Origin of the sequence: Actinoplanes sp. NPDC051470 (genome assembly GCF_040682035.1) — a bacterium.
GTDB lineage: Bacteria > Actinomycetota > Actinomycetes > Mycobacteriales > Micromonosporaceae > Actinoplanes.
In genome coordinates this window covers 25,110-46,177 of record NZ_JBFBAA010000018.1, presented here as the reverse complement: position 1 = coordinate 46,177, position 21,068 = coordinate 25,110, and the positions used below count along the sequence as shown (strand labels likewise).

At 72.2% G+C, this 21,068-nt stretch carries 17 protein-coding genes; 7 read left to right on the top strand and 10 right to left on the bottom strand.

Annotation, left to right across the window (positions count from 1 at the left end; genetic code table 11):
- Positions 1–281: 281 nt before the first annotated feature.
- Positions 282–7,745, top strand: coding sequence for an SDR family NAD(P)-dependent oxidoreductase (locus AB0M54_RS28685; RefSeq protein WP_364474653.1), 7,464 nt, complete (start codon positions 282–284; stop codon positions 7,743–7,745).
- 98 nt (positions 7,746–7,843) lie between these two features.
- On the opposite strand, the gene AB0M54_RS28680 is transcribed toward AB0M54_RS28685, so the two are convergent.
- The 4 genes from AB0M54_RS28680 to AB0M54_RS28665 form a co-directional block, all read right to left on the bottom strand.
- Positions 7,844–8,410: a TetR/AcrR family transcriptional regulator gene (locus tag AB0M54_RS28680; protein ID WP_364317703.1), complete on the bottom strand. Its 567-nt coding sequence runs from the start codon at positions 8,408–8,410 to the stop codon at positions 7,844–7,846.
- Positions 8,411–8,481: 71 nt separating this feature from the next.
- The gene (locus AB0M54_RS28675) at positions 8,482–9,042 is read right to left on the bottom strand and encodes a hypothetical protein (RefSeq protein WP_364317701.1); all 561 of its coding nucleotides are present in this window, start codon (positions 9,040–9,042) and stop codon (positions 8,482–8,484) included.
- A complete protein-coding gene (locus tag AB0M54_RS28670) occupies positions 9,039–9,773 on the bottom strand; it encodes a hypothetical protein (RefSeq protein WP_364317699.1) in 735 nt (244 codons plus the stop codon). The genes AB0M54_RS28675 and AB0M54_RS28670 overlap by 4 nt, the downstream gene beginning before the upstream one ends.
- Positions 9,770–10,477: an ATP-binding cassette domain-containing protein gene (locus tag AB0M54_RS28665; protein ID WP_364317698.1), complete on the bottom strand. Its 708-nt coding sequence runs from the start codon at positions 10,475–10,477 to the stop codon at positions 9,770–9,772. Before AB0M54_RS28665 ends, AB0M54_RS28670 begins: the two co-directional genes overlap by 4 nt.
- 99 nt (positions 10,478–10,576) lie before the next feature.
- Here AB0M54_RS28665 and AB0M54_RS28660 point away from each other — a divergent pair, with 99 nt between their 5' ends.
- Both AB0M54_RS28660 and AB0M54_RS28655 read left to right on the top strand, forming a co-directional pair.
- Positions 10,577–11,416 (top strand): histidine kinase, encoded by an 840-nt coding sequence (locus tag AB0M54_RS28660; RefSeq protein ID WP_364474652.1) that lies wholly within the window; start codon positions 10,577–10,579, stop codon positions 11,414–11,416.
- Positions 11,413–12,072, top strand: coding sequence for a response regulator transcription factor (locus AB0M54_RS28655; protein ID WP_364317695.1), 660 nt, complete (start codon positions 11,413–11,415; stop codon positions 12,070–12,072). The genes AB0M54_RS28660 and AB0M54_RS28655 overlap by 4 nt, the downstream gene beginning before the upstream one ends.
- A 140-nt stretch (positions 12,073–12,212) precedes the next feature.
- Here the strand turns inward: AB0M54_RS28655 and AB0M54_RS28650 are convergent, their stop codons facing one another.
- The 3 genes from AB0M54_RS28650 to AB0M54_RS28640 form a co-directional block, all read right to left on the bottom strand.
- Positions 12,213–12,731: a TrmH family RNA methyltransferase gene (locus AB0M54_RS28650; RefSeq protein ID WP_364317693.1), complete on the bottom strand. Its 519-nt coding sequence runs from the start codon at positions 12,729–12,731 to the stop codon at positions 12,213–12,215.
- Between the two features lie 125 nt (positions 12,732–12,856).
- Entirely contained in the window at positions 12,857–13,531 is a 675-nt protein-coding gene (locus AB0M54_RS28645; protein ID WP_364317691.1) for a response regulator transcription factor, read from the bottom strand.
- Positions 13,528–14,727 carry a sensor histidine kinase gene (locus AB0M54_RS28640; protein ID WP_364474650.1) on the bottom strand — a complete coding sequence of 400 codons (1,200 nt, stop codon included), beginning with the start codon at positions 14,725–14,727 and terminating at the stop codon, positions 13,528–13,530. Before AB0M54_RS28640 ends, AB0M54_RS28645 begins: the two co-directional genes overlap by 4 nt.
- A 112-nt stretch (positions 14,728–14,839) precedes the next feature.
- On the opposite strand from AB0M54_RS28640, the gene AB0M54_RS28635 reads away from it, so the two are divergent.
- The 3 genes from AB0M54_RS28635 to AB0M54_RS28625 all read left to right on the top strand — a co-directional run bounded on the left by AB0M54_RS28635 (position 14,840) and on the right by AB0M54_RS28625 (position 17,379).
- Complete coding sequence (locus tag AB0M54_RS28635) at positions 14,840–15,760, top strand: ATP-binding cassette domain-containing protein (RefSeq protein WP_364474648.1); 921 nt, start codon at positions 14,840–14,842, stop codon at positions 15,758–15,760.
- Positions 15,757–16,587 (top strand): ABC transporter permease, encoded by an 831-nt coding sequence (locus tag AB0M54_RS28630; protein ID WP_364474646.1) that lies wholly within the window; start codon positions 15,757–15,759, stop codon positions 16,585–16,587. Before AB0M54_RS28635 ends, AB0M54_RS28630 begins: the two co-directional genes overlap by 4 nt.
- Positions 16,588–16,695: 108 nt before the next feature.
- On the top strand, positions 16,696–17,379 hold the full coding sequence (locus tag AB0M54_RS28625; RefSeq protein WP_364474644.1) for a VTT domain-containing protein: 684 nt from the start codon (positions 16,696–16,698) through the stop codon (positions 17,377–17,379).
- Positions 17,380–17,582: 203 nt separating this feature from the next.
- Here the strand turns inward: AB0M54_RS28625 and AB0M54_RS28620 are convergent, their stop codons facing one another.
- On the bottom strand, positions 17,583–17,735 hold the full coding sequence (locus tag AB0M54_RS28620) for a hypothetical protein (RefSeq protein WP_364317682.1): 153 nt from the start codon (positions 17,733–17,735) through the stop codon (positions 17,583–17,585).
- A 38-nt stretch (positions 17,736–17,773) separates the two neighbouring features.
- On the opposite strand from AB0M54_RS28620, the gene AB0M54_RS28615 reads away from it, so the two are divergent.
- Positions 17,774–18,244, top strand: a complete 471-nt coding sequence (locus AB0M54_RS28615; protein ID WP_364474643.1) for a hypothetical protein — start codon at positions 17,774–17,776, stop codon at positions 18,242–18,244.
- 8 nt (positions 18,245–18,252) lie between these two features.
- Here AB0M54_RS28615 and AB0M54_RS28610 read toward each other — a convergent pair whose 3' ends face one another.
- The gene (locus AB0M54_RS28610) at positions 18,253–19,818 is read right to left on the bottom strand and encodes an AMP-binding protein (protein ID WP_364474641.1); all 1,566 of its coding nucleotides are present in this window, start codon (positions 19,816–19,818) and stop codon (positions 18,253–18,255) included.
- Complete coding sequence (locus AB0M54_RS28605; protein ID WP_364317678.1) at positions 19,818–21,029, bottom strand: acyl-CoA dehydrogenase family protein; 1,212 nt, start codon at positions 21,027–21,029, stop codon at positions 19,818–19,820. Before AB0M54_RS28605 ends, AB0M54_RS28610 begins: the two co-directional genes overlap by 1 nt.
- Positions 21,030–21,068 lie beyond the last annotated feature (39 nt).

Below are 21,068 nucleotides of genomic sequence, written 5' to 3'. Positions count from 1 at the left end.
GCCATCAGGCAAAACCCTCACGGGTACGCCGGGAGCAAGAACGAACGTTCTTTCTGTCTCGTTGACCCGCACAGTGACGTCCACAGCGCTTCGGGCCGTCAGCGACACCTCGGTGGCCCGGATCCGGCCGCCGACGCTCGTGTCGAATGATCGACTTTCCGCAGTGGAGCCACCCCTGAGCTGGGCCGTCGAGCCGGTCCTGTGCGGGAGATCACCGGGCCGGGCCGAGATTCGTGGTGGACAACAAGCCGGCGCCGGTGATCATGCTGCATGGTTGCCGGATGATCGCGACGATTGTGGAGCATCTGCGCCGGCACGCTGCCGAACGGCCCGGGAAGGTGGCCGTCGAGGCGGGTGGCCGGGCGATCACGTTCGCCGAGCTCGATGAGCTGACCGGGCGCTTCGCGAGCGGGCTGGCCGCGCTCGGTCACCGGCGCGGCGAGACCGTGCTGATCTGCGTTCCGGCCGGGATCGACGCCGTGGTGGCGGTGCTGGGGACGGTGCGGGCGGCCGGCCTCGGCGTACCCGTGAACCCTCGCTCTTCCACCGCCGAGCTGGCCGGCCTGGCCGAGGACTGCGCGCCGGCGCTCACCGTGACCGCGCACGGCTCGACCACCGTGGCCGGCGTGCTCGCCGCCGCCACCGACGCGGCCCCGCGTGACGACCTCGGCCTCGACGAGGACGCCTGGATCCACTACACCTCGGGCAGCACCGGCCGGCCCAAGGGCGTGGTGTCCAGCCAGGGGCGCTGGCTGACGATGGTGGATCGTTCGCTGGTCCGGCACCTCGGGATCGCCGAGAGTGACCGTCTGCTGTGGCCGTTGCCGCTGTTCCACGCGCTCGGACACGCCCGGTGCGTGCTCGCCGTGACCGTGATCGGCGCCTCCGCGATCATCCTCGACCACCCGTCCGACGGCGACGTCATCGCGGCGCTGCGGACCACCGCGCCGACCATCCTCACCGGCGTGCCGACCGTCTACCACCGGTTGCTGGCCACGCTCGGTGAGCAGCGGGTCGAGACGACCCTGCGGATGTGCGTGACCGGGGGAGCGCCCTGCCCGCCCGAGATGCGCGCCGGGGTCCGCGAGCTGCTGGGGGCGCCGCTGGTCAACAGCTACGGCAGCACCGAGACGTGCGGCGCGATCGCGATGGAACTGCCCGGGCAGGAGATCGTGGCCGAGGGCTCGGTCGGGCGGATCGTCACCGAGGTGCGCGTCGTCGACCCGCGGACCGGCGCCGAGCTGCCGCGGGGTACGGAAGGTGAGGTCCGGGTACGCGGCGAGAGCGTGATGCGCGGCTACCACCGCCAGCCCGAGGTGACCGCGCAGGTGCTGGTCGACGGCTGGTACCGCACCGGCGACCTCGGCCGGCTCCGGGCCGACGACCAGCTGGTGCTCACCGGGCGGGCCGGCGACCTGATCATCCGGGGCGGCGCCAACGTGCACCCGGCCGAGATCGAGAAGGTGCTGCTCGCCCTGCCCGAGGTGGCCGACGCGGCGGTGGCCGGACGCCCGCACCACCGGCTCGGTCAGGTCGCCGTCGGGTACGTGGTGGCCGCCCACGACCGGGTCGACCCGGCCGCGGTGCTCGCCGCCACGCGCAGCCGCATGTCGGCGGCCAAGGCGCCGGACGAGATCGTGCTGATCGACGCCGTTCCGCGTACCCCCTCGGGAAAGGTCATCCGGCACGAGCTGGGCGCGCCGCAGCCGGACCGGCCCGACGACGCGGTCGCGATCATCGCCATGGCCTGCCGTTACCCGGGTGGTGTGGCCTCGCCGGAAGACCTGTGGTCGCTGGTCGGCAAGGAGATCGACGCGACCGGCCCGTTCCCGGCCGACCGGGGCTGGGACCCCGACCTGTACGACCCCGACCCGGACCGGGCCGGCCACACGTACGCCCGGGGCGGCGGCTTCCTCGACGACGTGGCCGGCTTCGACCCCGGGCCGTTCGCGATCGGCGACGCCGAGGCCGTGACCATGGACCCGCAGCAGCGGCTGCTCCTGATGACCGCGTGGGAACTGTGGGAACGGGCCGGGATCGCGCCGGCGTCGGTCCGGGGCAGCGACGTCGGCACGTTCGTCGGCCTGATGTACCGCGACTACTCCCGCCTGGCCGGCGACGACCCGTCCGGCGAGGTCGAGGGGCACCTGGGGCTGGGCTCGGCCGGCAGCGTGGCCTCCGGGCGCATCGCGTACACGTTCGGGCTCACCGGTCCCGCCGTCACGATCGACACCGCCTGCTCGTCGTCCCTGGTCGCGCTGCATCAGGCGGCGGCCGCCGTACGCAGCGGCGAGTGCTCGATGGCCATCGCCGGCGGCGCCACGGTCATGTCGACGCCCGACTCGTTCATCGGCTTCAGCCGCCTCAGGGGACTCTCGCCGGACGGCCGGGTCAAGGCGTTCTCGGCCGACGCCGACGGCACGAGCTGGGGTGAAGGGGCCGGGCTGCTGCTGCTCGAACGGCTCTCCGACGCCCGCCGCCACGGTCATCCGGTGCTGGCGGTGGTGCGCGGTTCGGCGGTCGGCTCGGACGGCGCCTCCAACGGGCTGGCCGCCCCGCACGGCCCCGCGCAGCAGCGGGTGATCCGGGCGGCGCTGGCCTCGGCCGGCCTCGGCCCCGCCGACGTGGACGCCGTCGACGCGCACGGCACCGGCACGCTGCTGGGCGACCCGATCGAGGCCCAGGCGCTGCTGGCCACGTACGGGCGGGACCGGCCCGCGGACCGGCCGCTGTGGCTGGGCACTGTGAAGGCGAACCTCGGGCACACCCAGGCCGCGGCCGGGGTCGCCGGGGTGATCAAGATGGTCGAGGCGATGCGGCGCGGGCGCCTGCCGCGCACGATCAACGTGGACCGCCCGAACGACCACGTCGACTGGACGGCGGGCGACGTGCGGCTGCTGCTGTCGGCGCGGCCGTGGCCCTTGTCCCCGGATTCGCGACCGCGGCGGGCGGCGGTGTCATCGTTCGGGATCTCCGGGACGAACGCGCACGTGATCATCGAGGCCCCGGCTCCCGCTTCGGCCTCGCCCGCACCGGACATCTCGGACACCGGGCCTTTGCTTCTCTCCGCCTCCGACCCCACCGCGCTGGCGCTTCTTGCCCGCGGGCTCCTCGAACACGGCCCGGTCTCCGCGTCGGCGCTGGGGGCGCGGGCGGCTCTGCGGCATCGGGCAGCGGTACTCGGTGACGATGCGCTCACCGCGCTGAGTGCCGGGCGGGCACATCCCGACCTGGTCATCGGGGCCGGCCGGCCGGCCGGGAAGGTGGCGTTCGTCTTCCCCGGGCAGGGCTCGCAACGGCTCGGCGTGCTGCCGTTCCCGGCCTTCCGGGCCGCGTACGACGAGGTGATGGCCGCGCTGGGCGATCCGGTCCCGCCCGGCGCCGACATCGCGCTGACTCAGTACGCGCAGCCGCTGCTGTTCGCGTACGGCGTCGCCTCGTACCGTCTGCTCGCATCCTGGGGCGTGCGGCCCGACGTGCTGGCCGGCCACTCGATCGGCGAGCTGGCCGTGGCCCACGTCGCCGGGATCCTGTCCCTGGCCGACGCCGCGACCCTGGTCGGCGCCCGCGCCCGCCTGATGGGTGCGCTGCCCACGGGCGGGGTGATGGTCGCGGTCAACGCGTCCGCGGACGATGTCCGGCCGCTGCTCCGCCCCGGCGTCGACCTGGGCGCCATCAACGGCCCGCGCTCGGTGGTCCTGTCCGGCGACCGCGAGCCGGTCGAGGAGGTCGCCGCGACCCTGCGGTCACGGGGCCATCACACCAAGGCTTTGCGGGTCAGTCACGCTTTTCATTCGGTACGGATGGAGCCGATGCTCGCCGAGTTCGCCTCGGTGGCGGCGACCCTGACGTACGCGAGCCCCACCGTGCCGATCATCTCCTCCCGCACCGGCGAACCCGCGGCCGGCGACGACCTGCGCTCGGCGTCGTACTGGGTCAACCAGATCCGCGAGCCGGTCCGCTTCGGCGACGTGGCCGCCCGGCTGCCCGCCCTGGTGGTGGAGCTGGGCCCGGCCGCGTCCCTGGCCACGCTCATCCCGCAGGGCACCCTGCCCGCGTCGGCAACCGCCGCGGCCACCCTGTGGGCGCACGGCGTGGACGTCGACCGCCAGGCGCTGCTCGGCCCGGCCGACCCCGCGCTGGCCGCAACCTTGCCGACCTACCCGTTCACCAAACGCCGGTTCTGGCTGTCCACCCTGAAGCGCCCCGCGGCGCCGCTGTCCCACACCATGCTGGAGATTCCCGGCACGGACACCCACATCGCGTACGCGACCTTGTCACCGTCCACCCAGCCCTGGCTCCTCGACCACCGCATCGGCCACGAGCCCTTGGTTCCCGGCACCCTCTTCATCGACCTGGCCACGTCCTTGGCCCGCTCGGCCGGCGCGCCGACGCTGACCGAACTGACCATCACCCGCCCCGTCCCGATCGCCGACACCCCCTTGGACCTCCAACTGGTCCTGGGTCCCGCCGCCCCCGACGGCACCCGCCCCCTGACCATCTACCTCCGCGACGGCGACGCCTGGACCCCACACGCCTCGGGCCGCGCCCTGCCTTCCACCGAGCCGTCGCCCGCCCCCGCCGTGCGTTCTGACTCGTCCTCCCTTTCGCCCGGCGGCGTCCCTGCCCAAGCCGACTGGTCTTGGGCCGCCGTGTGGCCGCCGCCCGACGCGGTGCCGGCCGACCTGACCGATCTCTACGTGGGAACCGGCTACGGTCCCGCGTTCCAGGGCGTGACGGCGGCCTGGCGCGGGGGCGACGCCGTCTACGCCGAGGTCAAGCTGCCCAGCGCGGCCGGCCACTGGCCCGGCCTGCACCCAGCCCTGCTGGACGCCGCCCTGCACCCGTCCCGGCTCCTCGCCGCCGCCGGCCCGCCCCGGGTGCCGTTCGTCTGGTCGAACATCCGCCGCTACGACGGCACCGCCACCACCGCACGCGTCCGATTGACCTCCACGGGCACGGACCGCCTGAGCGTCCAGGTGGCCGACGCCGAGGGACGCCCGCTGATCGACATCGGCGAACTGATCGTCCGGGCGCTGCCCCAAGCCCTCTACCGCCCGACTTGGTCACCCCTCCCCAACGCGCCCGAGCCTGGCCCCGACCCGGTGGTCCTCGACGCCACCTACCCGGCGGCATCAACGCCGGACGACGTGCACGACCAGGTCTTCACCGTGGCCGAACGCCTCTCGGAGCTGGTGGCCGGCACCGACCGCATCGTCGTCACCACCACGTCGCCCGCAGTCGCCGGCCTGACCCGAGTCGCCGCAGCCGAATACCCCGACCAGGTGGCCCTGGTCCTGCTGGACGACGCCTCATCACCCGCCCGCCCCGCAGCCATCCGCGCCGCCACCACCAACCCGGAGATCCAGGTGGTCAACGGCGAGTTGGGCACCCCCAGCCTGACCCGCGTCACGACCACCCCCGCTCTCCCTGCTCTGGATCCCGCCGCCGCGTCGGCCGCCCCTTCGGCGGTCACCACTTCCGCCGTCACGGCTTCTGTCGCGCTTTCGGCCACCGCCCCTTCGGCCACCGCCCCTTCGGCCACCGCCCCTTCGGCCACCGCCCCTTCGGCCACCGCCCCTTCGGCCTCGCAGGCTTCCGTCGGGTTGGGCGCTGGCGAGCCGACTCGTTCTTCGGCCTCTTCGGCCTCTTCGGCCTCGGGTGAGGTGTCTGTCAGCGGCGGATTCGGCGACGGCACCGTGCTGATCACCGGCGGGACCGGCGCCCTGGGCCGGCTGCTGGCCCAGCACCTTGTCGCGACCCACGGTGTCCGTCACCTGCTGCTGGTCAGTCGCCGCCCCACCGAGTTGACGATCGAGGGCGCAACGGTCACCGTCGAGGCCTGCGACGCGGCCGACCGAGACGCCCTGGCCGCCGTGATCGCCGCCGCCGACCCGCCGGTGACCGCGGTCGTGCACGCCGCCGGAGTGATCGACGACGGCCCGATCGAGTCTCTGACCCGCGACCGTGCCGACGCCGTCCTCCGCCCCAAGGTGGACGCCGCCTGGCACCTGCACGACCTGGCCGGCGACCTCACCGCGTTCATCCTCTGCTCATCCGCGTCCGGCCTGCTGGGCAACCCTGGCCAGGGCGCCTACGCGGCCGGCAACGCCTACCTGGACGACCTGGCCCGCCGCCGCCACGCCGCCGGACTGCCCGCCCTGTCCTTGGCCTGGGGCCCGCTGGCCCTGGACGGCGGCATGCCATCAGCCAAGTCCCGCCTCCGGCCGATGTCTCCACCCGAGGTCACAGCAGCCTTCGACGCCGCCCTGCACAGCAACGAACCAGTCTTGGCCCCCATCATCTTCGACACTGCCGCGCCACCCACGCCCAATCCTCTCCGCCCAGCCCCCGAACCCCTGGCCGACGGCCTCGGCAACCTGTCCGGCGAAGACCTGACCACCGCCCTGGAAGCCCTGGTCCGCGACGAGGTAGCCGCCGAACTGGGCCGCACCGACCCCGCAACAGTCGACGTCCGCTCAGCCTTCACCGACCAGGGCCTCGACTCGGTCAGCTCCATCCAGCTCCGCACCCGCCTGGTCGCCGCAACCGGCATCCCCATGCCCGCCACCGTCGTCTTCGACCACCCAACTCCCGCAGCACTGGCCGCCTGGCTGGCCGACCGCCTACCCACCGCCTCCGCGCCAACTCCGTTGTCGGCCCCTGCTCCTTCCTCGGCCCCTGCTCCTCCCTCTGCCGCAGCTACTCCCGTGACCGCTTCCTCGTCCTCGGCCGCAACATCAACTCCTCCTGCTGTCGCTCCCTCTTACGCAGCCTCGACGTCCTCCCACGTGGCCTCCGCGGCCATCCCTCCTGCGGCCATCGCTTCGGACGCGCTCTCCGCATCTCCCACGGTCACCACCTCTCACGCCCCGTCGTCTTCACGCTCACCAATGGCCGCGCCGCCTTCCCGGCCCACCGGCCCCGACGCACCCGCCGAGCTGGCGACAGTGGTCGGGCTCTTCCACACCCTGCGGGCCGGCGGGCAGCACCGCCTCGCCGCGAACCTGCTGATCAGCGCCTCCGCCGCGCCCGCGGACGGGCAGAACGACACCGCACTCGAACCGGTGCCGGTGACCGACGGCGACGGCGACGGTCCCGTGCTGGTCTGCCTGCCGTCGCTCGGGCCGGCCGCGGTCGCCGAGTTCCTCCCGCTGGCGCGGGCGGCAAGCGGCCCGGTGACCGTCCTGCCCCTGCCCGGCTTCACCGACCGGCGTCAGGTGCCGGAGTCGCGCGACGATCTGTTCGAACGGCTCGCCGACATGGCTATCGCGGCCGCCGATAACCGCCCTATCGTGCTGGTGGGCCGATCGAGCGGCGGCCAGTTGGCCCACGCGACGGCCGGACGGCTCGAACGCCGCGGGCGCCCGGCGGCGGGCCTGGTGCTGCTCGACACCTACGAGCGTGACCTCGGCGACGTGACCGACGAGTGGGTGACCAGCCTGGTCACCACCGGACTGGCCCAGCTGCACGGGCGCCTCGGCCCGGTCGCCGAGCAGACCGCGCTGCTGACCGCCGGGGCGTACATCCGGCTTCTTCATGGTTGGCGCCCCGGTCCGATCGCCACGCCGAGCCTGCTCGTCGGGGCGGCCGAGCCGGTCGCGGGCATGCCGGCGGATTGGCGCACCACACGTTCGATGCCGCACGAGCGCGTCGAGGTGCCCGGTGACCACTTCACGATGCTCGACGAGCACGCCACGACCACGGCGGCGGCGATGGGCGCATGGGTGGCCCGCCTGACGTGAGTGCCGAGGCGTGGTGAGCCGATCCAGCCGGCCGGACCTCGCGCCCAGAGCCGGGGGAGCGAGGCGTTGTGAGGAGGGGTCAGCGTCGAGCGACGGATCTATGGGCGCCAGGTGCCGATCGCGGCGATCAGGCGGTCGATCAGCTCGTCGGGGACCCGGCTCCGTTGCATGGCCGTGTGGTAGACGATCGGCCCGATCAGGGTCGACGTGAGCTCCTGGTCGTGGGCGTCGGTCTCGAGCTCGCCACGGCTCACCGCCACGGCCACCGCAGCGCCCAGCCGCTCGTTGATGGTTCGGACCGACGCATCGCGCCTCTCCGCGATCTGCGGGTCCCAGATGGCCGCCTGCATCAGCGTGAGCGCCACAGCGGCAACCGGCGGGACCACCAGTTCGTCGGCCATCGCCCGCAACTGGCCTCGCAGCCACGGCCGGACCGGGTCGCCCGGCTCCTTGAAAAACGGCAGATCGGCCCCGGACATGACGTCGAGCAGCAGTTCCTCGGGCCGCGTCCAGTGCCGGTAGACGGTCGCCCGTCCCACCCCGGCCTGCTGCGCGACGCGCTGGTGGGTCACCGCCCCGGGTCCCTCGCCGACCAGCAGCTCCCGCGCCGCGACCAGAATCGCCTCCCGGCTGCGCGCCGCCCGTGGATCGGTCGAGTAACTCACGGTCGCATCGTACGTCCGTGCTTTTCCGCTCCGGCGCCGGAGCGGACGCGACACGGCTCGTGAGCACGCGGTCAGGCAGCATCGCGGCGGTGGAACATGTAGGCGGAGACCACCAGGACGGCGGCCGTCCAGGCGACTGTGGCGGAGAAGCCGCGCGTGGCGTCCCACGCGGGGGTGTCCGGCAGGAAGCGGGTCGCGGTGTCGGAGGCTCCCCGCAGCAGTGGCCCGGCTATGACATGGGTGCCGAGCAGGGCCAGGACCGTGGCCAGGGCATTGCGGATCATCGTCCCGGCGGCGAACGCCAGCACGGTTGTCAGCGCAAGGTACGTCGCCGCGGCGGCCGGTTCGGTCGCGGGGACGGACGCGACCGCGGCCAGGGGGAGCGTGACCGCGACGAGGGTGACCGCCTTGGCCGCGTGCAGGGGGAGACGGCGGGGCATCGCGAGCAGCGTCGTGGTCTGGCTTTCCGTGGCGGCAAGCGCGCCCAGCACCAGGAAGCCCGTCTGGGTGTAGGCGATCGGTTCGACGTCTAGCCAGGCCAGCAGGGCTGTGGCTCCCAGGGTGAACGCCGCGGTCAGCCGGAGTGACGGCAGCGTCACGAGCTTGCGGAGCTCGGCCATGAGCCAGTTCATGCGTCACGCCGGCGGAACAGGAGGGCACCGACGACCAGGAACGCCGCGATCCACGCGCTCATCACCAGCCCGGCGGTCACGGGGGCGATCCGCACCGGGAAGTCGGACTCGCGGAGGAACATCTGCGCGCCCACGATGTCGGGCAGGTAGGCGGCCGCATCGGTGACCTTGGTCAGCAGGTAGGACACCGAGACGAACGTGCTGTTGACGATCAGGAACGTCAGCGGCACGATGCCGTTCCGCACGATCAGAGTGATCGAGTACGCCAGCAGCGCGAGCAGCACCCAGTACAGCACCGCGGCCGCGAGCCGGGCGAACGCCGGGACCGGCACCCGGTCGCCGTGCAACACCTGGGTGAGCCCGGTCGTCGCGGCCGTCGCCACGCTCGCCTGCACGGCCACCACGAGAATCAGGGCCGTTGCCTTGGCGAGAAGCAGGCGCATCCGGCGCGGGCCGGCGATCAGCGTCGCCGTGAGCTGACGTGCCCGTGGCGCCTCGTCGCCGGTGGAGGTCAGCTCGCTGCTCATGATGACCACGCCGAGGATCATCGGGCCGATCAGCCCGACGCCGAGTTCGACCAGGCCGGTGTCGGAGTGGGCCAGGTCGGCCCGGCGGGCGGCCGGGGCGTTGATCAGCACGACGACCGGCGACAGCAGCACGCCGAGCAGCAGGCCGACGCGTGCGGTCGGCAGCCCGAGAAGTTTGCGCAGCTCGGCGCGAACCAGGCTCACCACGGCCCACCGCCTGCGGTCAGCGCGAAGAACGCGTCTTCGAGCGAGCCGTGGCCGCCGACCACTTCGGCGAGCGTGCCCTGCGTCACGATGTGACCCTTGTCGATCACGACCACGTCGTCGGCGATCTCGGCCAGCTCGCCCATCAGATGGCTGGACAGCAGCACGGTGTTCCCACGTGCCGCGCGATCTCGCAGGAAGTCGCGCATCCACCGGATCCCGGCCGGGTCGAGGCCGTTCACCGGTTCGTCGAGGATCAGCACCTCGGGGTCGCCGAGCAGGGCGGCGGCCAGCCCGAGCCGCCGGCTCATCCCGAGCGAGAACCGTCCCGCCCGCTTGCGTGCCTCACCGGCCAGCCCGACGGTCTCGAGCACCTCGTCGACGCGCGAATCGGGCAGGCCGTTGCTGGCCGCCACCCAGCGCAGATGTCCGCGAGCGCTGCGGGCGCGGTGTGCTCCGCTTCCGTCCAGCAACGCGCCCACCGTCGTCAAAGGACGTTTCAGGCTGGCGTACGGGTGGCCGCACACCAAGGCCGCCCCGGACTTCGGTCGGTCGAGGCCGAGCAGGACACGCAGCGTGGAGGTCTTGCCGGCGCCGTTGGGACCGAGGAACCCGGTGACCCGGCCAGGCTGCGCGACGAAGCTCACATCGTACAAAATCTGGGCCCTGCCTTTGATCTTGTTGACCCGCTCGACGGAAATCATGGGGAAGAGTCAACCTGCTCGGCGGCGGGGGCGCGTCGGACCGTGATCCGATTTTGCGGCGCGGTCTCAGACCCTGGTCCGAGAACTACAGTCGTTGCCGTGAACGCCCAATCCCGCCCCGTCATCAGCGCCGGCATCGCGCCCGTGCTGGCGATGGTCGTCGCGGTGCTGGTCGTGTTGCTGTGCACCGTGGGCGGCAGCGGACCGACCGCGGTGATCATCCCGGCGTTGCTGGCGGGCGGGGCGGCCGCGGCGGCGGTGTGGGCGGTGCGGCGGGCACGGGCCGACCGCCGCGACTACGAAGCGCGACTGACCGCGTGGGCGGCCACCGAGGCGGTGCTGGCCGAACGACTGCGAATCGCGGGTGACCTGCACGATGTCGTGTCACACGCCCTGGGCTTCATCACGGTGCGTGCCGCCGCGAGCCGCCACATCGATCGGAAGACCGACATGGAGGCTGCGCTCGGTGACATCGAAGACGTCAGTCGGCAGGCGACCGGCGAGCTGCGGCGGATGCTCACCGTGCTGCGCTCGCCCGCGGTCACGGCGCCGGTCGACAGCCTCGACGACCTGCCCGGCATCGTCGGCGGGGCGACCCGGGCCGGACTGCGGGCCACGCTTGCTGTGGACGAGGTAGGAGAGGTGTCACGGGGTGTTCAGGTCGCGGTCTGTCGTACGGTGCGTGAGGCGCTCACCAACGCGGCCCGGCATGCGGGGCCGACCGACGTGCGGGTGAACGTGCGCCGCGACGAAGAGCACGTCGTGGTGACGGTTGCCGACGGTGGGCCCGGCGAGGTCGGCTGGCGGGCGACGCCGGGCGCCGGGCACGGCCTCATCGGGCTGCGGGAACGGATCGAGAGCCTCGGCGGAACACTGCTCGCCGAACGGGTCGAGGCCGGCTTCCGGGTGGTCGCGCGGATCCCGGACGTGCCCGCATGACGCGCGTGCTCCTGGTCGACGATCAGCCTCTGCTCCGCCAGGCCCTGGCGTTGGTGATCGACCACGAGCCGGATCTGACCGTGGTGGGGGAGGCGGACAACGGCGCCCAGGCGGTTCAGCGGGCCCGCTCGACCCGGCCCGACGTGATCCTGATGGACGTGCGCATGCCGCGCGTCGATGGGCTGGAGGCCACCCGGCGCATCTGCGCCGATCCCGAGCTCGCGGCCGTGCGGGTCGTGGTGCTGAGCATGTTCCAGCTCGATGAGTACGTCTACGGCGCGCTGCGCGCGGGCGCCTCGGGCTTCCTGCTCAAGGATGCGCGGCCGGCGGAACTCATCGATGCCATCCGGCGTACGCATCGGGGTGAGTCGCTCTTCGCTCCGGCGATCCTGACCCGGCTGGTCGAGACCTATGTGGCGGCGCCGCGGCCCGGCCGCCGGCCCGCCGCGCTGAAGTCGCTGACCAAGCGTGAGGTCGAGGTGCTGACGCTGATCGGTGGCGGCCTGTCGAACGACGAGGCCGCCGAGGGTCTGGGCGTCTCGGTGAAGACTGTCAAGACCCACATCACCCACCTGCTGGCCAAGCTCTCCGCGCGGGACCGCGCCCAGCTGGTGATCGCCGCCTACGACGCGGGGCTGGTGCGGCCGCGCCGCTGAGGCCCATGGCGGGCGCGGCCGGGTCGGGGGTCCAGCCGCCGGCTGCGCCGCTCTCTCGACGAGGTGCTGCTCGGGCGGCCAACATGCCGCCGGCACTTGTCTTACTACCGTCGCCGGCCCGGGGGCGACAGTAGGCGTGGTCATGCCAGCCCCGACAGCTTGTAGAGCACCAGCGACCCGGCGACAGCCACGTTGAGGCTCGGACCCGTGCCGACCATCGGAATCTCCACCGCACAGTCGAGCAGGTCGAGCGCCTCGGGCGGGATGCCGGTGGCCTCGTGACCGAGAACCATGACCGTCCGCCGGTCGGCGACGGGCAGGTCAGCCAGGCGGATGGCTTCGTCGGCCAGCTCGACGCCGACGACCCGGGCGCCGCCCGCCCGCTCGGCGGCCAGCCAGCTGAGCGGATTGCCGACCCGGTGCACGCAGCTCGGCCGCCGCAGCGTGTTGCCCCGGGCCAGGGCCTCGTCGACCCATCGGAAGGGTGGCACCGCGAGGCAGGCGCCAACCGCATCGCAGGTGCGCAGGAGGGTGCCGAGATTGCTCCCGTGCAGCGGCCACAACGGGGCCGCGACCAGGTGGCCCCAGCAGCGGTGGGCTCGGGGCCGGCGGACGGCGCGGAGATCTTTCCGGGACCGGACCCGGATGGCCGGGCTCACCGGACAGGAGCGATCAAGCTCCCAGCTTTGCCGAAGAACATGTGTGAAGGCACTTAGCGGCGTACCCGGGCCATCGACGACGACTTGCCGACGCCGATGATAGCTCCGGCCGGGGCATCGCGGAATCATCGCGACCTCGGCGTGACCACGCCGGTCTCGTAGGCGGCGATCACCAGCTGGGCCCGGTCACGTGCGCCGAGCTTGTTCAGCAGCCGGGTGATGTGGGTCTTGATCGTCCCGACCCCGAGGGTCAGCTGTTCCGCGATCTCGCCGTTGGACATTCCGCGCGCGATCAGCGCGAGCACCTCGCGTTCCCGCTCGGTGACCGTCTCCAGCTCGCCGGGTGAGAGGTAACCCGTGTTGGCCTGACCGGCGAACGCTGCGATCAGCCGCCGGGTGACCCGGGGCGCCAGCAGGGCATCTCCGGCCGCCACCAGCCGGATGCCGTTGAGCAGCTCGGCCGCCTTGGCGTCCTTGACCAGGAAGCCGCTCGCGCCGGCCCGCAGCGCGGCGTAGACGTACTCGTCCAGGTCGAAGGTGGTCAGGATGAGCACCCGAACCGCGGCGGTCTCCGGCGCGGTGCAGATTTGCCGGGTTGCTTCGATGCCGTCCATCTCGGGCATCCGCACATCCATCAGCACCACATCGGGTTGATGTTGCCGGGCCAGGCTCACCGCCTCGGTGCCGGTGCGGGCCTCGCCGACCGCGGCGAAGCCGGAGGACGCGTCGATCAGGGCGCGGAAGCTCTCACGCATCAGATCGTGGTCTTCGGCCAGGAGCACCTTGACGTCCTGTGTCATGAGGCATCCCTTGCCCTGGCGTAGGGGATGTCGGCCGCCACCCGGAAGCCACCCTCCGGACGTGGTCCGGTGGTCAGCGTGCCGCCGTACATCGCCACACGCTCACGCATGCCGATCAGGCCCTGCCCGGTGGGTCGCTTGCCGGTCGAACGCTGGGGCCGGCCGTCATCAAGCACCTCGACGTGGACGCTGCCGTGTCCGGCCTTGACGGTCACCTGGCAATGGCCGGCGTTCGCGTGCCTCACCACGTTGGTGAGTGCCTCCTGGACGATGCGGTAGACGGTGAGATCGACCGCCTGAGGCAGGTTCTCGACGCCCTCGAGCATCAGGTCGGCCCTCGCGCCGACGGATCTCAGGTGTTCGACGACGGACGGCAGGTCGTCCACCCCGGGGGAGGGTGTCAGATCAGGGGCGGGATCGTCATCAGCACGCAGCACATCCAGCAGCCGGCGGATCTCCGCGAGCGCGGTCTGGCTCGTCTCTTCGATGGTCAGCAGGGCCGCCCGGCTCTCGCCCGGTCGTGCGTCGGCGATCTCGTTGGCGATCGTCGCGCGGACGGCGATCAGGCTCAGGCTGTGCCCGACGATGTCGTGCAGCTCGCGGGCGATGCGCAGCCGCTCAGTGGTCACCGCTTCCTGGGCGAGCCGGCGGGCAAGCTCGGCATGGACCGAACGGCGCCATCGGACGGTCCAGCCCACCACCCAGGCCGCGGTCACCAGGACCACGACCATGCCGACTTCCACCTGCCACCACAGCGGCGCCTCGCTGCCCGGGGCGTCGGCCGGATCGATCCCCGCGCTGAGGTAGAGCCACGGGATGGTGAGTGACGGCGCCACCAGGCTGCCCACCAGCGCGAGCGCGACGGCGACCCGCGGCGCGACAATGACCGCGGTGTACAGCGCCAGGACGACCGGCAGCCAGGTGGTCCAGATGACGCCGACGCCGACGACACCCGCGGCCGTCGCAACGGCGGCGGCCGACACCACCCAGCTCAGCACCGGTAACGGCCAGCGCCGCCGGAATGCGATGGGCAGCCCGACCGCGACGCCCGCGAGCCACACCAGCCAGGCCGGGCCGGTGAACTCGGGACCCGGCGGGTCGAGGGTCGCGTTGACCGCCAGGAAGGCCAGAGCGGCGGCGGCCACGGTGTCCACCGCGGCGCCGTTCACCTGGAATCTGAACGGTCGGTTTCGCATGCCGTCACGCTATCCGCGCGGCGACCGGCGGCGCGTCTGACCGTGGTCATACATTGAAGATCTAACCGTGGTCAGACGCGCCGCCCGTGCCCGCCCGGCCACCATCTCTCCCATGATTGCGGTTACGGAGCTGACGAAGCGGTACGGGCCAACACTCGCCGTCGACAACCTGTCCTTCGAGGTCCGGCCGGGCGTGGTCACCGGCTTCCTCGGGCCCAACGGGGCGGGCAAGTCGACCGCCCTGCGCATCATCCTGGGCCTGCACCGTCCCACGTCCGGCCAGGCGCTGATCGGCAAGCGTCGTTATGACCAGATCCATCGCCCACTGCATGAGGTGGGCGCCGTGCTCGACGCCGACGCCGCCCACCCGGGTCGCAGCGCCGAGACCCACCTGACCTGCCTCGCCCGCAGCAATGGCATCGGCCGGGCGCGGGTGACCGCGGTGCTGGAGGAGGTCGGCCTGGCGAGCGCGGCGAACAAGCGGGTGGGCACGTTCTCGCTCGGCATGCGACAGCGCCTCGGTATCGCGGGCGCCCTGCTCGGCGATCCGGCGGTGATCGTGCTCGACGAGCCGGTCAACGGGCTGGACGCGGCAGGCATCCGGTGGATCCGGTCGACCCTGCGCTCGCTGGCCTCCGAGGGGAGGACCGTCCTGCTCTCCAGCCACCTGATGAGCGAGATGGCCGTCACCGTCGACCACGTGCTCATCGTCGGCCGTGGCAGGTTGCTCGAGGAAACCTCGATGGCCGGCTTGCGCGACCGGTTCGAGCGGGACGTGCTCGTCCGGTCGCCGCGCGCGGCCGAGCTCGCGCCGATCCTCGCCGGTCTGGGCGCGACGGTCACCAACACCGAGGACGGTGGCCTGGCCGTAACCGGGGCGGACGCGTCGACCATCGGCGATGCCGCGGCATCGGCGTCGATTCCCATCCATGGGCTGACACCGCGCAGCGCCACGCTCGAGGACGTGTATCTGGCGATGACCGGCGAGGCGGCGGAATACCGGGCCACGGGCGAAAGGGAGACGCGATCATGAGCACGGTGCTGAGCCACGAGGCCGTCGGGGCCAGGTCGGCACGAGGCCCGGGTGTGTTCAGCGACGCTGTCGCGGCCGAGCTGATCAAGGTGAGGTCGCTGCGATCGACGTACGGGTTCCTGGCCGGTGGGGTGGTCGCGATGCTGGCCGGCGGGCTGATCCTGTTTCTGCTGGTCCAGTCGTACGACGCGGCGACGGCGGCCGACCAGGCGAACTACGAGACGGCCGACCCGACCGTGGTGACGATGCCGTTCGTGACGTTCTTCGTCGGGGCGATCGGCGCCATGGTGATGACCAGCGAGTTCACCAGCGGCTCGGTCGGCCCGGCGCTGTTGGCGGTGCCTCAGCGGCGTGTTCTGCTGGGCGCGAAGGCCGCCGTGGCCGGGCTGGTGGGCGGTGTCGCCGGGCTGGTCTTCTCGCTGATGGCCTTCGCCGACGCCCGGCTGATGCTCGGCGATCGGCCGGCGCCGCTGAACCCCTGGCCGGAGTGGATGGATGCGATCCCGACGGTGCTCAGCGCGGCCGTCATCGTGCTGGTGACGTGCCTGGTGGGTCTGGGGCTCGGCGCGGTGATGCGGTCGACCGCGGCGGCCCTCACGACGCTGGGTGGGCTGGTGCTGGTGTCGCCGATCTTCGCGCACTTCCTGCCGACCACGTGGCAGCTGAGGTTCGGGTCGATCCTGCTGCCGAATCTCACGCCACAGCTCGCCGGCGGCGATCATCCCTGGCTGCTGTCGCAGGGTGGCGCGAGCGGTGTGGCGGCCGCCTATGTGCTGCTCGCGCTGGGCGCCGGGGCGATCAGCTTCGGCCGCCGAGACGCTTCCTGAGGTGCGGAGCCGATGATGGTGGACGAGAGAGTGATCGCAGGCGCGGGATCGTTGATCACCTATGGAACGATGCGTCCGAGGCTGAGAGGCCGGGCGGGAGGCGAGTTCGTGGCGATCGGTGATGAGGAGACGGCCGTCGATCCGGTGAGGGAGGACGGGCGGCGACGCTTCCTCACGGTGATGGCGGTTGTCACGGTGATCTCGCTGGTCGGGTTCGGCGTCGTCGAGTGGATCAATCCGCCGTTCCTGGCCGAGGAAAGCTGGACGAGCGGTGACGCGGCGCCCTGGGTGGCTGTGGTGGGTGTCGCGCTGCTGGTGGGGGATGTGCTGCTGCCGGTGCCCTCCAGCGTGGTCATGATCTTTCTGGGTGGGGTGCTGGGGCTTCCGATCGGGGCGTTGTTGTCCTGGTTGGCCACGGCCGGGTCTGGGCTGCTGGCGTTCGCGATCGGGCGGCGGATGGGGCGGCGAGCACGAGCGCCGGAGGGCCTGGAACGTCGGCTGCGGTCGCACGGGGTGCTGGTCGTGGCGGTGACCCGGCCGGTCCCGGTGCTGGCCGAGACCACGGCGGTCGCGGCCGGCATGGTGCCGGCCATGACGTGGCGGCGGATGGTCATCGGGACGTTGGCGGGCACGGCGCCGCCTGCCGTGCTCTTCGCCGCGGCGGGAGCGTTTGCGCACGGAACCAGCGGGGCGCTGCTGATCGGGGTCTGCCTGCTGATCGACATTGGAGTTTGGTACGGCGAACGGGTGTACAGCCGGCGTCGCGCCGCTCGCGCGACGTTAGGGGGCTGATTGCTCGACCTTGGTGAAGGCAAGCTCGGCCCAGCCCAGCTCGACCTTGGCGGAGTCCAGCCCAGCTCGACCATGGCAAAGGCAAGCTCGGGCTCGCGCGCTGCGCCTTCGCCGTTCGGCGGGACCGGTCGAAGACCGCTTCGGCTGACGCCCGGACGTCCGGCTCGGCGAATCCTCGTGACCCGGATGTCAGGCGTGCGTGGTCAGGTGGTCGACCACGCTGTCGCGATCGGTCCAGTCCGGCTCAGCGTCATGACGCCGATCAGCAGCAGCGGCGGGTCGGCCGGGTCCCCGACGGTCGCCACGTGCAACTCGACACCGGAAGGGTCAACGGCGACCACTCGGGGCACCTTCACCGCTGGAGTATGGCAAACCGGACGAGGAGTGGGCTGCCGTGGAGCAGGGAGACGGCTACGAGGCCGAGGTGCCGGTGGGCTGTGACGGCTGCGGGACCGAGCATGCGGGGCGGGTGTACGAGACGATCGTCGATGGGCGGCTGCACTGGGTGCTGACCTATGACTGTTCGACGGGGACGGTGGAGGCCATGGGGTGGGGCCGGTCACCCGACGAGTTCCGGCAGGCCATTCTCGAGCAGGGCGGGGAGTACCGGCTTCGGATGCCCGAGGGGGCCGGAAGCCGGCGGGTCGCGGTGCTCAAGGCTCTGCGTGAGGGGGGACTGGCCTGGTCGGACGTCAAGGGCGGGCTGGACGCCATCGTCGCGGCTGGGCTCGTGGGAACCCGCGCTGAGCTGGATCTGCTGGCCGGGCGGATCGAGGCGGCAACGTCGGTTCGGTGTTCGGTCGTCCCGACGGAGGACTCAGTCGACTCGAAGGACGGTTCGGTCGGCCCGAAGGATGACCGGTGAGCGGGTGATCAGCGGGGCGGCCCGAGCAGGCGGGTGAGGACCTTGCCGGTGGTGGTGCGGGGGAGTTCGGCCAGAAAGACCACATCCCTGGGTACGCAGAACCGCGCGCGATGCCGGCGTACGTGATCGCGAATCTGCTCCTCGGTCAGCGACTTGGCCGGGTGCAGGACGACGTAGGCGGCGAGGCGCTGCCCGTACTCGTCGTCGGGCACGCCGATCACGGCCACCTCGCGAATCTCGGGCCGGTCGGCGAGCAGGTTCTCGACCTGGGACGGGAAGACGTTCTCGCCACCGGAGACGATCATGTCGTCCTCGCGGCCGTCGACGAAGACCCGCCCGGACTCGTCGAGGTGTCCGAGGTCGCCGGTGGGAAGGCCCTGTGGCCCGGAAGGTTGTCCACCGGTGGCGGCCGAGGTGTAGCCCTCGAAGAGCATGTCGTTGTGGACGAACAGCCGCCCGGACGCGCCCGGCGGCACAACGTTGCCCGCGGCATCGAGCACGGTGATCGTGGTGCCGTGCGGCGGGCGACCGGCCGTGTCGGGGGCGGCCCACAGGTCGGCCGGCGTGGCGATGGACGCCCACGAAACCTCGGTCGAGCCGTACAGGTTGTAGAGGACGTCCCCGAACCGGTCCATGAACCGGGTCGCCAGGCCGCCGGGCAGGGCCGAGCCGCTGACCGCCACCACGTCCAGGGCCGGTCGGTGAGCCAGCGGCACGTCAAGGGCCGGCGGCGGAACCTCCAGCAGCCGTTGCAGCATGACCGGGATCGCGATCAGCGCCCCGCATCGGTGCGTGGTCAAGTCGTCGAGGATCGCGGCGGGGTCGAAGCGGCGCCGGAGCACGATCGTCGCCCGCAGGGCCAGCGCGATCTGCATCGTCGCGAAGCCCCAGGTGTGGAAGAGGGGCGCGGCGATCAGCACACGGGCGCCGTGGCGCAGGGGTATCCGGTCGACGATCGAGCACAGCGGACCGAACCCGCCGGGGGTCGGTCGCCGGGCGCCTTTCGGTGTGCCGGTGGTGCCCGAGGTCAGCACGATGGTGCGGCTGGGCCGGGGCGGAGGTCGCAAGGGGGTGGGTGACACCTGGGCGAGGCGGGACTCCAGGACCGAGGCGGGGAGGCCGACCCCGGCGGGTACGCCGTCGAACTCGTCGTCGTGCACGATCAGGCTCAGATTCTGTGCCGTGATCAGCTCGGCCAGCTGGGCGGCGGGCAGGCCGGTGTTGATCAGCACGGGGTCGGCGCCGAGCTGGGCCACGCCCACCAGGGTCGCCAGCATCCCGGCCGAGTTGCGGCACAGGACGCCGACCCGATCACCTGCCACTATGGAATCCGAGATGGCGTGCGCCACGCGGGTGGCGCGGTCGAGAAGGGCCGCGTACGTCAGGGAGAGGCCGGTGTCGTCGACCACCGCGACTCGGTCGGGGGAGCGGGCGGCCGCCTGGCGCACCTCGCCGGCCAGCCCGAATCCCCAGCGCCGCAACGACCACAGCTGTCGGGCCACCCGGGCCGGCGATCCGGGGCGGAGCAGTCCGCGCCGGGCCATGGTGACGCCGATGAACGCCGGCGTGACCATCAGCGGATCTGGACGCCGGAGATGGCGCGGGAGATCACCAGCCGCTGGATCTCGGACGTGCCCTCGAAGATGGTGTAGATCTTGGCGTCGCGGTACATGCGTTCCACCGGATGGTCGCGCACGTAGCCGGCCCCGCCGAGGATCTGGACCGCCTTCTCGGTGACCGCCACGCCCACCTCGCCCGCCTTGAGCTTGGACATCGAGCCCTCGGCCCCGGTGAACGGCTGCTGGTTGGCGCCCATCCACGCCGCCCGCCAGACCAGCAGCCGGGCCGCGTCGATCTCGGTCCGCATGTCGGCCAGGGCGAAGGCGATCGCCTGGTTCTCGATGATCGGCCGGCCGAAGGCGACCCGGTCCTTGGCGTAATCGAGCGCGTATTCGTAGGCGGCCCGCGCGATCCCCAACGCCTGGGCCCCCACGGCCGGCCGGGACAGCTCGAACGTCCGCATCGCCGCCTGACTCAGAGCGCGCTTGCCGGAGCGGGCCCGCCCCAGCCGCTCATCCAGCGCTTCCTTGCCGCCGAGCAGACAGCTGCCGGGCACCCGCACGTCGTCGAGGAACACGTCAGCGGTGTGCGACGCACGCAGCCCCAGCTTCTTGAGCTTCTTGCTCCCCACCAGCCCGGGCGTGCCCGGCGGCACGACGAACGCCGCCTGTCCCCGCGAGCCGAGGGAAGGGTCGATCGACGCGGTCACCACGTGCACGTTGGCGATGCCGCCGTTCGTGGCGTACGCCTTCTGGCCGTTGAGCACCCACGAGTCGGACGCCTCGTCGTACACCGCGCGCGTCCGCATCGCGCCGACGTCGGACCCGGCCTGGGGCTCGGTCGTGCAGAAGGCGCCGACCATCGGCTGGGCCGCGTCACCGAAGCACTGCGGCACCCACTCGGCGAGTTGGTCGGGGGTGCCCGAGCCGTAGATCGCGGCCACCGCCAGCGACGTGCCGGAGATGGCCATGCCGATGCCGCCGTCGCCCCAGAACAGCTCTTCGTTGGCGATCGGCAGCGACAGGCCGGAGGTGTCGGAGTAGGTGTTGACCAGGAACTCGAACCCGTACAGCCCGATCTTGGCCGCCTCCTGGAGCACCGGCCACGGCGTCTCCTCGCGCTCGTCCCACTCGGCGGCGGCCGGCCGGACCACGCTCTCGGCGAAGCCGTGCACCCAGTCGCGCAGCTCGACCTGGTCTTCGTCGAGCCCCAGCCAGAACTCCATGCGCCGCCTCCGGAAAGAGTTACCGTTACCTCTGGTAAC

Bases quoted from the DNA above. Each gene is read 5' to 3' on its own strand.
- AB0M54_RS28605 (WP_364317678.1), bottom strand. From the start codon at position 21,029: ATGGAGTTCTGGCTGGGGCTCGACGAAGACCAGGTCGAGCTGCGCGAC.
- AB0M54_RS28655 (WP_364317695.1), top strand. From the start codon at position 11,413: ATGACGCGCGTGCTCCTGGTCGACGATCAGCCTCTGCTCCGCCAGGCC.
- AB0M54_RS28630 (WP_364474646.1), top strand. From the start codon at position 15,757: ATGAGCACGGTGCTGAGCCACGAGGCCGTCGGGGCCAGGTCGGCACGA.
- AB0M54_RS28645 (WP_364317691.1), bottom strand. From the start codon at position 13,531: ATGACACAGGACGTCAAGGTGCTCCTGGCCGAAGACCACGATCTGATG.
- AB0M54_RS28635 (WP_364474648.1), top strand. From the start codon at position 14,840: ATGATTGCGGTTACGGAGCTGACGAAGCGGTACGGGCCAACACTCGCC.
- AB0M54_RS28665 (WP_364317698.1), bottom strand. From the start codon at position 10,477: ATGATTTCCGTCGAGCGGGTCAACAAGATCAAAGGCAGGGCCCAGATT.
- AB0M54_RS28640 (WP_364474650.1), bottom strand. From the start codon at position 14,727: ATGCGAAACCGACCGTTCAGATTCCAGGTGAACGGCGCCGCGGTGGAC.
- AB0M54_RS28685 (WP_364474653.1), top strand. From the start codon at position 282: ATGATCGCGACGATTGTGGAGCATCTGCGCCGGCACGCTGCCGAACGG.
- AB0M54_RS28675 (WP_364317701.1), bottom strand. From the start codon at position 9,042: ATGAACTGGCTCATGGCCGAGCTCCGCAAGCTCGTGACGCTGCCGTCA.
- AB0M54_RS28610 (WP_364474641.1), bottom strand. From the start codon at position 19,818: ATGGTCACGCCGGCGTTCATCGGCGTCACCATGGCCCGGCGCGGACTG.